8 protein-coding genes are annotated in these 14585 nt (G+C 64.0%); all 8 read right to left on the reverse strand.

Annotation, left to right across the window (positions count from 1 at the left end):
* Positions 1 to 39: 39 nt before the first annotated feature.
* The gene (locus KQX66_RS02625; RefSeq protein WP_216789322.1) at positions 40 to 1500 is read right to left on the reverse strand and encodes an MDR family MFS transporter; all 1461 of its coding nucleotides are present in this window, start codon (positions 1498 to 1500) and stop codon (positions 40 to 42) included.
* On the reverse strand, positions 1497 to 1724 hold the full coding sequence (locus KQX66_RS02630; RefSeq protein WP_216789323.1) for an MbtH family protein: 228 nt from the start codon (positions 1722 to 1724) through the stop codon (positions 1497 to 1499). Before KQX66_RS02630 ends, KQX66_RS02625 begins: the two co-directional genes overlap by 4 nt.
* Positions 1721 to 8917 carry a non-ribosomal peptide synthetase gene (locus KQX66_RS02635; protein WP_216789326.1) on the reverse strand — a complete coding sequence of 2399 codons (7197 nt, stop codon included), beginning with the start codon at positions 8915 to 8917 and terminating at the stop codon, positions 1721 to 1723. Before KQX66_RS02635 ends, KQX66_RS02630 begins: the two co-directional genes overlap by 4 nt.
* A 14-nt stretch (positions 8918 to 8931) precedes the next feature.
* Entirely contained in the window at positions 8932 to 9894 is a 963-nt protein-coding gene (locus KQX66_RS02640; protein ID WP_216789328.1) for an isochorismatase family protein, read from the reverse strand.
* Between the two features lie 22 nt (positions 9895 to 9916).
* Entirely contained in the window at positions 9917 to 11548 is a 1632-nt protein-coding gene (locus KQX66_RS02645; RefSeq protein ID WP_216789706.1) for a (2,3-dihydroxybenzoyl)adenylate synthase, read from the reverse strand.
* The gene (gene dhbC / locus KQX66_RS02650) at positions 11548 to 12807 is read right to left on the reverse strand and encodes an isochorismate synthase DhbC (protein ID WP_216789330.1); all 1260 of its coding nucleotides are present in this window, start codon (positions 12805 to 12807) and stop codon (positions 11548 to 11550) included. The genes KQX66_RS02645 and dhbC overlap by 1 nt, the downstream gene beginning before the upstream one ends.
* A gap of 29 nt (positions 12808 to 12836) precedes the next feature.
* Positions 12837 to 13619 (reverse strand): 2,3-dihydro-2,3-dihydroxybenzoate dehydrogenase, encoded by a 783-nt coding sequence (locus KQX66_RS02655; RefSeq protein ID WP_216789333.1) that lies wholly within the window; start codon positions 13617 to 13619, stop codon positions 12837 to 12839.
* Between the two features lie 76 nt (positions 13620 to 13695).
* On the reverse strand, positions 13696 to 14556 hold the full coding sequence (locus KQX66_RS02660; RefSeq protein WP_216789709.1) for an alpha/beta hydrolase: 861 nt from the start codon (positions 14554 to 14556) through the stop codon (positions 13696 to 13698).
* Between the last annotated feature and the right edge of the window lie 29 nt (positions 14557 to 14585).

Here is a 14585-nt window from a genome sequence, read left to right on the forward strand (position 1 = left end):
CTTTTTCGGCAGGATCGTCGGCAATCTTTTTCGTACACATTACCCTTCGGCAGGTGAGCTTCGCTCACCCACAGTTTTGACCGGAGCTGGAGCGCCCCGCTTGCGTAGCGTTGCGGCAGCATCGGAGTCGCGGATGCCGGACGCAAACCACAGGCCGAGCAGCAGGAAGCCCGCCGCCCCTAGCAGTGCGGACCGATAAGCCGTCAAATTCGGCTCCATGACTCCGGCAGCGTTCGCCGCTCCCGTGCCTACGGCTGCGAGAATGCCGGACAGCAGCGCAAGACCGATCGCGGAGCCAAGCCGGTTCTGGACCTGGAACCAGGTCGATGCGCGCCCCATCGACGAAGGGGGAATGTTGGCAAACGAGGCGATCTGCACCGCGCCAACCGTATGGCCCAGGCAGACGCCCACGCCGAACAGCAGACTGCGGATCAGCCATGGGTCGGTTCCTTCGTGAACGAAGCTCAGCAGCACGAAGATCGCCGTCGTGCAGAGCAGCCCCGTCATGATGAGCCGTTTGGGGCCGAGCTTCGGATAAGACCAAGGCACGAGTTGGGACGATACCATCAGCCCCAGCGCTTCCGGAAACGTCGTCAGCCCGGTCTCCAGCGCCGAGGCGCCCAGCACGTATTGATACATCAACGGGAAGACGTAGAGCATGCCCAGCAGACCGGCGGCCGAGCACATGCCGACAAGCCCCGCCGTGCGGAACAGCCTGTCGCGCAGCAGACGCATATCCAGCATCGGCTTCGGCGCGCGCAGTTCGACGACGACGAGAGCGGCCAGCAAAAGCATGCCCAGGAGGCCGGTGCCCGCAATCCAAGGAGAGCGCCAGCCGAGGACCGGCCCTTGGCTGAGGGCGTACATCGTCAACGCCATACCGGGAGCGGAGAGCAGGAAGCCCGGCAGATCCAGCCGGCCGGCTTCCGGTTCCTTATGCTCCTTGAGATACAGCAGTCCGAACAGCAGAACCGGTATACCGACCGGGAGATTGATGTAGAAAATCCAGCGCCAGGAGAACTGGTCCGTCAACAAGCCGCTGACGATCGGCCCAAACGCAGGCGCTGCGGCAATGGGCAGCACGAGCGCCCGCGACACCTTCGCCCGCTCCTGCGGCGGGAAGGCCCGGAACAGCATCGCCATACCGACGGGCGCGAGCAAGCCGCCGCCGATGCCTTGCAGCACCCGGTACGCGGTAAGCTCCTCCAGACCGTCGGCCAACCCGCACAAGGCGGAAGCCCCGGTGAACAAGCCGAGCGCCAGCAGCAATATCCGTTTGCTTCCCCAGCGGTCTCCGAGCCAGCCCGCTACCGGCAGGACAAGAGCAAGGCTCGCCAGATAGCCGACGTTGAGCGCGCCGGAAGCCGCCGGCGGTATGTTCAGCTCCCGGCTGATGGTGCCCAGCGCAACGTTCAGGACGGTCGCGTCCATCGCCGCCATAAACATGGCGGCGACATAGACGATGCACACTACGACTTTGGGACTCGGCCCTCCCTTCATCCCTGCTTCGTGTCGGCGTAAGCAGGCTCGGCATCAAGGCTGCGAGGCCGCAGATCCGACCAGTGTGTAGCGATGTAGTCGAGGCACGCCTCTCGAGCAGCCTGCCCGAACGCCGCAGTCCAGCCCTGCGGAACCGGGATGAAAGCGGGCCAGAGCGAATGCTGCCCCTCGTCATTGATCAGCACCAGATAGTCGCTGTCCGTTCGCTCGAATGGATTGGTCATCGTTTGATTTCCTCCCTGAAGGTTTTGACTGTCCGGCTTTTCAGCGCCTGCAGCTTCACTGAAATCTGCTGCCCGATTTCCGTCAGCGGTCCGGGCTGGCACAGGTCTTTATGCCGGCACGCAATATCGTAGCGCTCCATCTGCCCGCTAATATACGGACGCCACATCTCGGGATCGATCGGATCGAACCAGTCCGGGATGATCGTGGAATGGAAGAACAGCAGATCGCCCTCGTACCGCTTCGGCACGTATGCCCCTAACAGTCGGACTGAATTCTCGTAGGTCGTGCGCAGATTCCGGATAATCGCTTCGTCCAAGCTTGCCAGCGCGCTGCCGTCGCTGCGCAAAATCTCAATGGCGGCGGACATGGTGAGCGAAACGTCGCCGAGACTGTCCGGGTCGTAGCCGCCGAGCGCCAGCATCGCAGTCAGCGCTTCTTCCTCGTCTACCTCGCCGCGAATCGGCAAATAATGGCTTGGGAAGGCGTCCAGCATCGCAAGGAACTCGACTTCCTCCCCTTCCTGCTGCAGCTGAACAGCCATCGCCTGCGCTACGTTGCCGCCGAGCGACCAGCCGAGCAGCCGGTACGGGCCGGTTGGCTGCACCGTGCGGATGTGCGCAATGTAGTCCGCTGTCATCTCGTCCAGCGACTGCGGCAGCGTCTCGCTCTGCGCAATGCCCCGGGCCTGCAGGCCGTAGATCGGGTATTCCATCCCGAGATGCTTCATCAGACCGGCGTAGCACCAGCTAAGCCCGCCCGCCGGATGCACGCAGAAGAGCGGCAGCTCGGTACCGTGGGCCCGCAGCGGCAGGAGCACTTGGAGCGCGGATTGATCCGTCCCCATCTCCAGCCGCTCCGCAAGCCCGGCAACCGTCGGCGTCTCGAAGAGGACGCCGATGCCAAGATCGCGGCCCATCGCTTCGCGAATACGGCTCATCAGCCGCACCGCCAGCAGCGAATGCCCCCCGAGCTCGAAAAAGCCGTCGTCGATCCCCACACGCCGCAGCCCCAACACTTCGGCGAACAAATCGCACAGCACTTCCTCTTGCGGTGTGCGCGGGCCTCTTCCGTCGGGGTCGACGGTCCAATCCGGCGCAGGCAGCGCCTTCCGGTCCAGCTTGCCGTTCGGCGTAAGCGGCAGGGCGTCCATGCCGATGACAGCCGACGGCACCATATAATCCGGCAGACTGGCACCGGCATACCGGCGCAGCTCGGCAGGCTCGGCAAGCGAGTCCGGCGCGGGGACGACGTAAGCGACCAGCCGCTTGTCGCCCGGCTGATCCTCGCGCACCACGACGGCGACCTGAGCGACGCCGGGATGCCTTGCCAGTACCGCCTCGATCTCGCCCGGCTCAATGCGGAACCCGCGGATCTTCACCTGATGATCCGCCCGGCCCAAATAATCCAGCGAGCCGTCCGCGAGGCGCCGGGCCAAATCGCCGGTGCGGTACATCCGGGAGCCCGGCCAGCCGAACGGATCGGCCACGAAGCGCTCCGCCGTCAGACCCGGACGTCCCCAATAGCCACGAGCCAGCCCGGCGCCGGCGACATACATTTCTCCCGTTACCCCGGGCGGTACGGGCTGCAGCGCTTCATCCAGAACGTAGACCCGCAAATCCGGAATCGCTTCGCCGATCAGGCTGCCGCTCCCCGAAGCGGCGCTGCTGCGGTCCAGCTCCTTGTAGCTGACATGTACGGTTGTCTCGGTAATGCCGTACATGTTGATTAATCTCGGGGCGTCGTCCGGATGGCGCGCATACCATTCCTCCAGCCGTCCGAGCTCCAGCGCCTCGCCGCCGAAGACAATGTAGCGCAGAGCCAGCTCCCCGCCCAGCGACGGATGCTCGCGGTCCGCCTGCATCAGCTGATAAAACGCCGACGGCGTCTGATTCAGCACCGTAACCCGCTCCTGTACGAGCAATTGCAGGAACTCCGCGGGCGACCGGCTGACCGTGTGCGGTACCACCACGAGGCGGCCGCCATGGAGAAGCGGTCCCCAGATTTCCCACACGGAAAAATCGAAAGCATACGAATGGAACAGCGTCCAGGCATCCTCCGAACCGAAGCCAAACCAATGCTGCGTTGAAGCAAACAACCGTATGACGTTCTGATGCGGGATCACGACGCCCTTCGGCTTGCCCGTCGAGCCCGAGGTATAGATCATATACGCGGGGCTAAGCGGCGACAATGGCCCTCTGCGATCGCGGTCGCCGGGGTTATCCGGCGAATACGCCTTTAGCCGTTCCGCCGTATCCGGCGCATCCAGCGCCAGACGCGGCAGGCTGCCGGTATCCGGCAAGCCCAAAGCCCCGGCTTCGCTTGTGACAACGTACACCGGCCGGGCGTCCTCCAGCATATAAGCCAGCCGGTCGGCAGGATAATCCGGGTCCAGCGGCAAGTACGCAGCCCCGGCCTTCAGCACGGCCAGCACGCCGACCACCATCTCTACCGAACGCGGCAGCGCTAGCGCCACCATCTGCTCGGGGCCGACGCCTTCGGCGATCAGCAGATGCGCCAGCCGGTTGGCGCGGCGGTTCAGCTCCGCATAGTCGAGGCTCTCCTCCTCGTAGACGACGGCCGCCGAATCGGGAGTACGGGCCGCCTGCGCCTCGAACAGCGCGGGCAGATGAGCCCCCGGCGTCACGGGCAGCGGCTCGCGCCACTGCTCCAGCAGGCTGCTCCGCTCGTCGGGCATCAAGATGTCCAACCGTCCGATCGGCTGATCCGGCTCGGCCGCCGCTCCCTCCAGCATCTGCACAAACCGCGCGGCCAGCCTTTCCGCCGTACTGCATTCGAACAGATCGGAGCTGTACTCCAGAAGCCCTTCCAGCCCGTCCGGCGTGCCATCCGGCCTGCGGCGCTCGTTCAGCTCGAAGGTCAGGTCGAACTTGGCCGTGCCGGGGCTATCCAATTGAAGACGCGCCTCTACTCCGGGCAGATCCAGCGCAGCATCGGGCGTATTTTGCAGCACCAGCATGATCTGGAACAGCGGGTGCCGGGCCCGCGAGCGTACGGGATTCAGCACCTCGACCAAACGTTCGAAAGGCACATCCTGATGCTCGTAAGCGGCCAGACTCGCCCGGCGGACGCGGGCCAGCAGCTCGCGGAAGGACGGATCGCCGGACGTGTCAGTGCGAAGCACCAGCGTATTGATGAACAAGCCGATCAGGCCGTCCAGCGCATCGTCGCTCCGCCCCGCAATCGGACTGCCGATCGGGATATCCGTCCCGCCGCCGAGCCGGGTAAGCAGCGCCGCAAGCGCGGACTGCAGCACCATGAACAAGCTGGCCTTGCTTTCGCGGGCAAGCTCCGCAAGCCGGAGGTTCAGCTCGCTGCCGATCCGGAAGCGGACAACCCCGCCCCGATAGCTTGCCGCCGCAGGCCTCGGACGGTCGGTCGGCAGCGTCAGCTCATCCGGCAAGCCCTGCAGCGTTCGGGTCCAATAGGCGAGCTGCTTCGCAATAAGGCTGTCGGCGTCGCCCTCGCTGCCAAGCAGCCGCTCCTGCCAGATCGCATAGTCGGCATATTGCACCGGCAGCGGAGCCCAGGCGGGCAATTCGCCCCGCAGACGGGCCGCGTAGGCGGCGGACAGCTCGCGGGTGAGCGGCACCAGCGACCAGCCATCGCCCGCGATATGGTGAAGCAGCAGCAACAGGGCGTATTCGTTCTCGCCAAGCACGAACAATTCGGCGCGCAGCGAAGGCTCCTCGGCGAGCCGGAAGCCGTAGCGCACCGCCTCCGCCAGCCTCTCGGACAGTTCGTCTTCGCGGACTTCGGTCACAAGCAATCGGGGCTTGGCAGCCGCCGCATCCAGAATGAGCTGCTGCGAAGAGCCCTGTGTATCCGGGAAAATCGTGCGCAGCGTCTCATGCCGGCTTACCACATCGCCGAGCGCCTCTTCCAGCACGGCCGCATCCAACGGGCCGGACAGCCGGGCGACCAACGGAATGTTGTAGGTCGGACTCGGGCCTTCCAGACGATACAGAAACCACAGCCGGTTCTGGGCAAAGGAAAGCGGGACCGCCTCCGGCCGCTCGGCCGGACATACGGCCGGTCTGGCGGCCTGCGCCTGATCGAGCCGCTTGGCGAGACCGGCTACGGTAGGCGACTCGAAGAGGCCTCCGATACCGAATTCCACGCCGAACACTTCCCGGATTCGGGCCACGATCCGCCCTGCCAGCAGGGAGTGACCGCCGAGCGCGAAGAAGTCGTCGTCGATGCCCGCCTTCGCCAAGCCGAGCACCTCCGCGAACAAGCCGCACAGCACCTCCTCCTGCGGCGTTCTCGGACTGCGGCTGACGGCTGCGTGGAAATCCGGGGCAGGCAGCGCCTTGCGGTCGATTTTTTTATTGGGCGTCAAGGGCATGACGTCCAGCGGTACGAAGGCGGAGGGTACCATGTAATCGGGCATCTCTTCGGCCACGTACTGCCGAAGCTCCGCCGAATCGGGACCTTCCGGGGCATTGGCTGTGAAATAAGCGACTAGCCGTTTATCTCCTGGCCGGTCCTCCCGCGCGACGACCGTAACCTGATCGATGGCGGGATGCCGCGAGAGCAGCGACTCGATTTCGCCGAGCTCCACCCGGAAGCCACGAATCTTGATCTGATGATCGGCGCGTCCTATGTAATCGAGGGTGCCGTCCTCAAGCCACCGGGCAAGATCGCCCGTACGGTACATCCGGCTGCCGGGCGGTCCGAACGGATCGGCTACGAATCGCTCGGCCGTCAGGTCCGGGCGCCCCAAGTAGCCCCTAGCCAGTCCCGCCCCCGCCAGATACAGCTCGCCCGCTATGCCCGGCGGTACCGGAGACAGCCCCGCATCGAGCACATAAGCCTGCGTGTTCGCAATCGGCCCGCCGATCGGCGGCGTTCCCGTGCGCTCATCGCCCAAACGCCCGGCGGTGGAATAAATCGTCGTTTCCGTCGGGCCGTATTGGTTATGCACCTCGCAGCCGAGCGACTGCATCGCGAGCTTCAGCCCCAGCGGAAACGCCTCGCCGCCCGTGATGATCCGCAGGCCGGGGAACGGCTCGGGCTTGCTCGACGCGAGCGCCTGCCATAAGGTCGGCGTCGCCTGCATGATCGTAGCCCCCGATTCGTGAATCATCCTCGCCAGCGCAGGCGGGTCCATGATCACCGGCTTCGGAGCGAGAACGATGCGGGCTCCCGTCGTAAGAGGCAGGAACATTTCCAGCACCGAGATGTCAAAAGCAATCGTCGTCACCGACAGCAGCCGGTCCTGGACGCTCAGGCGGAACTTGTCCTGCATAGCCGTGAGCAGGTTGGTCAAGCTGCCGAAGGTCACGATCACGCCCTTCGGCTTGCCGGTTGAGCCCGACGTGTAAAGAATATAGGCAGGATGAAGAGGCGACAGACGGCCGGTACGGTCTTCGTCGCCGGGAGAAGTTTCCGGCTGGCGCAGCAGCTGCGCTTCGGTGGCAGGCTCGTCAAGCACCAGCAGAGGCCCTGCCGCTCCGGAAGGCAGCCGGGAAGCCGTCTCCCTGTCCGTCAGCACGCACAGAGGGGCGGCGTCTTGGAGCATGTAGGCCAACCGGTCCTGCGGGTAGTCCGGGTCCAGCGGCAAATACGCGGCGCCGGTTTTATGGACGGCCAGAACCGCCACGACCGCTTCCGCCGACCGCGGCAGCAGCAGCGCCACGATGCCTTCCGGACCGACGCCCCGCGAGATTAACGCATGAGCTAGCCGGTTGGCGCGCCGGTTCAATTCGGCGTACGTGAGAATCGTGTCCTCGAAAACGACGGCGACCTCATCCGGCGTGCGGGCCGATTGGGCCTCGACCATCGCGGACGTGGAAGCTTCCGGCAATTCGCGGGCCGTTTCGTTCCATCCGATGAGCACCTGTTCCCGTTCCTCGGGCAGCAGCATGTCGATCTGCGAGATCGGCTGCCCGGGATCGGCCGAAGCAAGCCGCTCCAGCCAGCCAAGGAACCGCCGCTGATGGGCCGCCAGCTCTTCCGCCCCGTACACCGCCGGATTCCCGTCGAAGTCTACCCGCAGCCCGCTGCCGTCCGACCGGTCATAGACGTGGATCGACAGATCGTCCACAGGCCCGGCAGACAGATTATGCGGAATGCCGGGGCAGCCGGCAAAGCTCAGCCGGTAATCGAACGGCATCACGTTGACCATCGGCCCGAACAAGCGGCGGTTTTCCCCAAGCAGCTTCAGCTCCCGCCGCATATCCTGCTGCCGGTACAGCTGGTGGCGCCGGGCCTCGCGAACCTCCCGCGAAACCTGGCGCAGCAGCTCGGACAACGGCATCTCGGGCCGTACGGCCAAACGCAGCGGCAGCAGGTTCATGACCATGCCCGGAATGCGCAGCGAAGCCGAGCCCAGACGGCACATCATGGGCAGACCGAGAATCACATCGTCGGCCCCTGTCATCCGGTGCACGTAAGCCGCTACCGCCGCAATCACGACATCGGGCCACGTCGTTGCCGTCCGGTCGGCCGCGTCCCGCAGTGCGGACGCATCGTCCGGCGACAGCTGAACGGTCCGGCGCAGGAAGCCCGCGCCGGCTCTGGCCGTCCGGCTGCCCAGACTCACCGCTTCCGGCGCGTCGGCGAAGCGGGCAAGCCAGAAGGCCCGGTCCCGCTCCTGCTGCTCCGAAGCGCGATAAGCCTCATCCTCCTGGAAGATCGATTGCAGCGCGCCGAAGGCTCCCGGCCCGGGCGGCTGCTCCTGGAAGAAGGCGGTATAGAGTTGAGCGGCTCTCTGGGCCAGCAAAGAAAAGCTGTAGCCGTCGATGACAAGGTGATGGATGCGCTGATACCAGAGAAACCGGTCCGGGGCCAGCTTAAACAACGCCTGTGTAAACAGCGGTCCGCGCGTCAGATCCATCGGCTCGGCCAAATCCTGTCTCATCCAAGCCTCCGCCGCTTCCAGCGGATGATCCGCTCCGCTGAAGTCCATATAATGCAGCATCCAGTCCGACGACGGCTCCAGACGCTGCCAAGGCCCATCCCCGTCTTCGCCGAAGCGCAGATGCAGCGTTTCCGCCTCCGCCACGGTTTGGCGCAGCGCCGCTTCGAAACGAACCGGGTCTACAGGTCCGCGAATATCGATATATTCCCCCGTATTGAACATCGGGCTCCCGGGGTCAAGCTGCTGGGCGAACCAAATCCCCAGCTGCGCCCCCGTCAACGGCCGGCGGGCCTGCCGAGCTTCGGACATTTGCGCTCCCTCCTTCATGTCGTAATATAATCCCCGTTCGGCAAAGCCCTGCTCAAGCGAGCGGACAGCAGCGCCCACCAATCGGCCAGCGTCGGACGCTCCGCCAGCTCCACGAAAGTGACTTCGGCCCCGGAGCGCCGCCACCGTTCGGCCAGACTCATGATCCGGATCGAATCCAGGCCCCACTGCGTAATCAAGTTATCGTGCTCCGCGATGGACGACGGAGCTTCCTGCAGCAAGTCCGCCACCAGCTCCCGCAAGCCGTCCTTGGTCAGCGTCCCGCTTTCTGCCGCCGGAGCCGCTTCCGATACAGCTTCCGGCTCGTCTGCGGTTACCGCTTCACCGCGAAGCGCCTTGATCAAGCGTTCCGTCGTGATGGCGACCGCGCAGCGTTCAGCCGCGTAAGTGATCGCCAGCCGGTGCTTCTCCAACGAGAAGTCCGCCACCGCATCGGCGACGAAGAAAGGCTCCACTTCCTGCATGAACGCTTCGCAGGAAGTCATGAGGCAGCCGATGTGAGCGTAAATGCCGCATACGATCAACTGGTCGCGGCCAAGCTGGGTCAGTCTGGCGCGGAAATCGGTCTTCTGAAAGGCGCTGTACCGCCATTTGGTCAGCACGATATCGCGCTCGCCCGGCGGCAGTTCCTTCACGATCTGCTTCTGATAGGGCCCGTCGTTGATCCCCGGACCCCAGAAATCCTGCAGCAATCCGCGCTGCTCCGGCGTCTGGCCGCCCGGTTGGGCGGAATAGACGACCGGTATGCCCAGCTCGTCGCAAGCGCTTCGGAGCGCGCGGATGTTCTCTAGCAGCTCAATCATAGGGGATGCCCCCGCCGTGAAAGCGTCGACGAAGTACTGCTGCATGTCATGAATCAGCAAAACCGCACGTCTGGGATCGGGCGTCCAATCCACCCGGTTGGCGGGCAGGTCGGATGCCGTCGGCATCGGATAAGGCGTTATGGCAGGAAGAGCCATCGTTATCTCCTCTTTTCTCACGTTATTTTATCGGAGGCGCAGCTAGAGCCTGCTGCTTCTGTTCTATCAGTTCGCGCAGCGCCTTCTTGCTGATCTTGCCGACCCCGGTTCGGGGGAACGACTCCATAAATTCGACCCGGTCGGGGATTTTGTAAGCGGCCAGCCCCCGCTCCCTCAGGAACGCTTTGAGCTCGGCCGGAGTAGGCGCCGGTGAATACGGAACGATGAAGGCGCAGCTGCGCTCGCCAAGGTAAGCGTCGGGCATCGAAACGACGGCGGCGTCATGCACGCCTGGATGCGCGAGAAGATGGTTCTCGACCTCCTCCGCCGCCACCTTATCCCCGCCGCGGTTGATCTGGTCCTTGGCCCGGCCCTCGACGACAAGGTATCCCTCGGGCGTCATTCTCGCCATATCCCCTGTGCGGTAGAAGCCGTCCGCCGTGAACGCCCTGGCGTTATGCTCTTCGGCTTTGTAGTAGCCGCGGATCGTATAGGGTCCCCGCGTCAGCAGATGTCCGACCTGACCGGGAACGACCTCTTCATCCTCGTCATCCACGATGCGGATCTCATCATAAGGCGACATCGGCCTGCCCTGCGTATTCACCAGAATCTCCTCGGGATCGTCCGGCCGGGTATAGTTGACCAGCCCTTCCGCCATCCCGAAAACCTGCTGCAAAGTGCAGCCCAGAACCGGTTTGACCTTACGGGCGGCCTCCGCACTGAACTTGGCCCCGCCGACCTGCAGCAGCCGAAGCGACGAAAGGTCGCTGCGGTGCGACTCGGCGGCGTCCAGCCAGACGAGAGCCAGCGGAGGCACGAGAGCGGTGATCGTGACGCGTTCCCGCTCGATGAGAGGGAACGCCTCGTCCGGGCTGGAGCCGCGGGACAGCACGACGCGCCCGCCCGCGTAGAGCGTGCCCAGCACGCCTGGCGAGCTCAGCGGATAGTTGTGAGCCGCAGGGAGCACGGCAAGATAAATGCTCTGCTCGTCGAGAGCGCACACTTCGGCGCTCATCCGCAAGCTGTAGATATAATCGTCGTGCGTGCGCGGAATCAGCTTCGGCAGCCCGGTGCTGCCGCCGGACAGTTGAAGAAACGCCACATCTCCTGAGCTTGGCCCCGGCAAATCGGGCAGCGGATCGGCGTACAGGTCGCGCAGCGCCGTAAACTTCCCGGGATCGCCGGCTACGATGACGTGGCGCAGCGTCGGCACCTGCTCCTGTACTTGCGCCGCCAGCTCCCGATAATCGAAGCCTGCCTCGACATCCGGAATAATATAAGCATTCGCATTTGTAAACTCGGAAAAATAAACAATCTCACTCCTGCGATGGAGCGGAAGAGCGAATACCGGCAGCGCGCCCAGCCGAAACAGCGCAAAGCACACCTCGATAAACTCCGCGATATTCGGAAGCTGCAAAATCACCTTGTCGTCCTGCCGAATGCCGAGCTTGTAAAATCCGGCGGCCAACCGGTCGACTCTCGCATCCAGTTCGGCGTAGCTGATCCGGTTCGTTCCGCTGACGACCGCGATGCGGTCCCCGTAAGCGGCGGCGCGCCCGCGAAGCATCTCACCGAATGTCTCGCCCTGCCAGCAGCCGGTCTCCCGGTAAAAATCCGCCAGCTCTTTCGGCCACGAAGGGTATTGCGAACGCATCATTTATCCCCCCTTACATATGCCGGCTGCGGCTGATTCAGCCCCATCGCCTGCAGCAGCGTACGGAATTTGGCGGACGTTTCCGCCAGCTCGGCCTGCGGGCTCGATCCCTCGACGATCCCGGCACCCGCGAACAACCGCAGCTCGCGCCCTTCCACCTCGGCGCAGCGAATCGTCACGACCCATTCCCCGTCACCGCTCGCATCGCACCATCCGACCGCTCCCGTGAAGAAGCCCCGGTCAAACGGCTCGCTGTCGCGAATCGTTTCCCGCGCCAAATCGGTCGGCGTCCCGCAAATCGCCGGTGTCGGGTGCAGCGCCAAAGCCAGCTCCAGCGACGATACCCAAGGATCGGCCAGCTCTCCGGTAACGACTGTGGACAGATGCCACATCGTGGACGTCTGTACGAGCGAAGGCTCGCTTGGTACGTCCAAGCGGCTGCAATAGGGGCGCAGTGCGTCAGCGACGGCTTCGATTACAACCGCGTGCTCATGCCGGTCCTTCGCCGAAGCGAGCAGCGCCTCCGCCCTCCGCCGATCTTCGACCGGATCGCTGCTGCGGGGTGCGGAGCCCGCGAGCGGATTCGCCTTCAGCCGCCCTCCCGTTCTCGTCACAAGCAGTTCCGGGCTGGCGCCGATCAGCGTTCGCGGCTCCCGGCCGTTCGACTTGTCCGGCGTCCATGCGGCCCTGGCTTCTCCCGGAGCCAGATTCACCGCAAACGTATAACCGTGCGGATTATGCCGGGCCAGATTGCGAAGAAGCCGATTGACATCAACCTTCGTCTGCAGCGTCAAATGCAAGGTTCTCCCGAGAACGACCTTGCGGAGGTCCCCCTTCCGAAAACGCGCCAACGCCCGGCTCACGCTCCGCTCGTAGACTTCCGGCTCCGGCACGGGGCGCAGCTTATAGTCCGAGGCGTCGGGCTGCCTTTCCGCAGCCTCGCTGTTCAGCTGCAGTTTGCCGGCCCACCGGGCGGTCTGCGGTACGATCAGCTCCGCAGGCTTCGCGGGATCGAAGGGGATCGCTCCCACGACAACGGAAGGCGCCCCTCCGGAAAATTGCGTGCGGGCCAGCAGCTCGGCCACGCGCTGCGGCAAGCTTTTGAGCCGATCCGCGCCACCCTGCACGGACAGTCTCGCCGCCTCCCCTTTCGCCAGCAGCGTACGCTGCGGCGAGGCCAGGAAAAACGACGAGCCGGCTTCGTACATATCGATCAGTTCGGAAGCCCATGCGGCAGGCACCGTTTCCAGATTCACCATGTCCATCATCCCTCTCTTTTAGAATGAAATTATTTTCCCAGCGTTGCACCGCCATCGACGCACAAATCGCTCATCGTAATATGACCCGCCCGGTCGGACACGAGAAAAACGACCGCATCCGCAATATCGGACGGTCTGGCCAGCTTCCCGAGCGGAATGCCCAGCCGGAACGACTCCGGCGAGCCCGCGATGACTGCCTGCTCCCCGGACTCATCCGCCCACAGCAGACGCTGCATCGCCGTATCGGTCGAGCCCGGCGAGACGATATTGCAGCGGATATTGTGCCGGGCATGCTCCAGCCCCAGACATTTGGTAAACATCGTCGACGCCGCCTTGGAGGCCGCATAAGCCGCCATATGCATGCGCGGTACCCCGGCGGCATTCGACCCTACGGTCACGATCGCCCCGGTTCGCCGGAAGGCCATGCGTCGAACGACGGCGCGGGATACGTAAAACACGCCTTTCGTGTTGACGGCAAATGTCGCCTCCCAGTCCTCGTCGCTGTACGATTCGATCGCGCCCATCCGGAGCACCCCGGCGACATTGACGAGAATGCCGATGGGCCCAAGCTCCCGCTCGATCCGCTCCACCGCGTCCTCTACCGCCGAGCTGTCGCTGACGTCCGCCGGATAAGCCGCAGCCTGATAGCCCCGGGCTTTCAGCTCCGCTGCAAGGCTGTCCAGTCCGTCCGCATTGCGGTCTACGACGGCCACGGAAGCCCCGAGCTCAGCCAGCGCACGCGCTACGGCTTCCCCTATGCCTTGGGCCGCTCCGGTGACGAGCGCGACTTTTCCTTTGATTCCAAGCTCCACCTCTTCATCTCCGTCCTTTCCCCTAATCTCGATGTCCTTGCTTCCCCTGCATCTCCTTCCCGATACTCGGCCGCCGTCACGGCTTCGGCCGAAGCGCCAGCCGCAAAGCCCGGCTGATCAGCACGGGCAGCACCGATACGTGCCCCTCGCCTTCAAACTCCTTATATTCCACGTCCAATCCACGCCCGGATAAGGCGGTTAGCCGCTCCGAGAGCGCCAGCGCGCGGTCGCAATTGCGCGAGACGTGCGTCTTCTCCAGCTCGCCTACGCCCAGCAGCAGCTCGATCCGATTGGCCGCAGGCTGCCAACCTTTCGCAAATTTCCGCTCCGCCTCAAGCAGGAACGGCTCGTTCCAGTGCAGCGACGGACTGCCTGCGACATAGCTTTGAAACGCATGCGGCTTCGCAAACAGCGCGTACAGCACAAATAACCCGCCGAGCGAATGTCCGAAAATCGTCTGTCTGCTGCGGTCCACCGGAAACTCGCCTTCGATATGCGGCTTTAATTCCTCTTCGATGAATTTCAAGAAATGAGCGGCTCCGCCTTGCTCGGGAAGCGGCGTGCTGTCCGGTCTGTTCAAATATTCCTTCGCAGGCGCCGGCGTCAGATCGTAAAACCGCTCCGGCGCGAACGGTCCGTCCACCGGATACCCGATCCCGACGATAACCGCCGGGACGATCCCGGTTTTATCGGGCCGCCGGCTTTGCAGCCGCACGGCTTCCACCATCGTGCCGAATACCGAATTTGCATCCAACAAATAAATGACCGGAAATCCGGCAGGAGGCGGCGCTTCCGGAGGCTTCGCCACGAGGATCTGGTACCTCCGGTGAGGATCGCGCGATTTCATGATCCACTGCTCCGCCCACGGAATATCGACTTTGCCGCGCGCAAGGTCTTTCAGCGTTACTTCGCTTTGTTCGTTCGGCTTGAACGTCACTATGCTTCCATCTCCTTCAATGCTTACGC

It is taken from the genome of Paenibacillus oleatilyticus, assembly GCF_018998565.1.
GTDB lineage: Bacteria > Bacillota > Bacilli > Paenibacillales > NBRC-103111 > Paenibacillus_G > Paenibacillus_G oleatilyticus.

Coding starts and splice junctions, on each gene's coding strand:
- KQX66_RS02645 (WP_216789706.1), bottom strand. CDS start 11,548: ATGCGTTCGCAATACCCTTCGTGGCCGAAAGAGCTGGCGGATTTTTAC.
- KQX66_RS02630 (WP_216789323.1), bottom strand. CDS start 1,724: ATGACCAATCCATTCGAGCGAACGGACAGCGACTATCTGGTGCTGATC.
- dhbC (WP_216789330.1), bottom strand. CDS start 12,807: ATGGTGAATCTGGAAACGGTGCCTGCCGCATGGGCTTCCGAACTGATC.
- KQX66_RS02635 (WP_216789326.1), bottom strand. CDS start 8,917: ATGTCCGAAGCTCGGCAGGCCCGCCGGCCGTTGACGGGGGCGCAGCTG.
- KQX66_RS02640 (WP_216789328.1), bottom strand. CDS start 9,894: ATGGCTCTTCCTGCCATAACGCCTTATCCGATGCCGACGGCATCCGAC.
- KQX66_RS02625 (WP_216789322.1), bottom strand. CDS start 1,500: ATGAAGGGAGGGCCGAGTCCCAAAGTCGTAGTGTGCATCGTCTATGTC.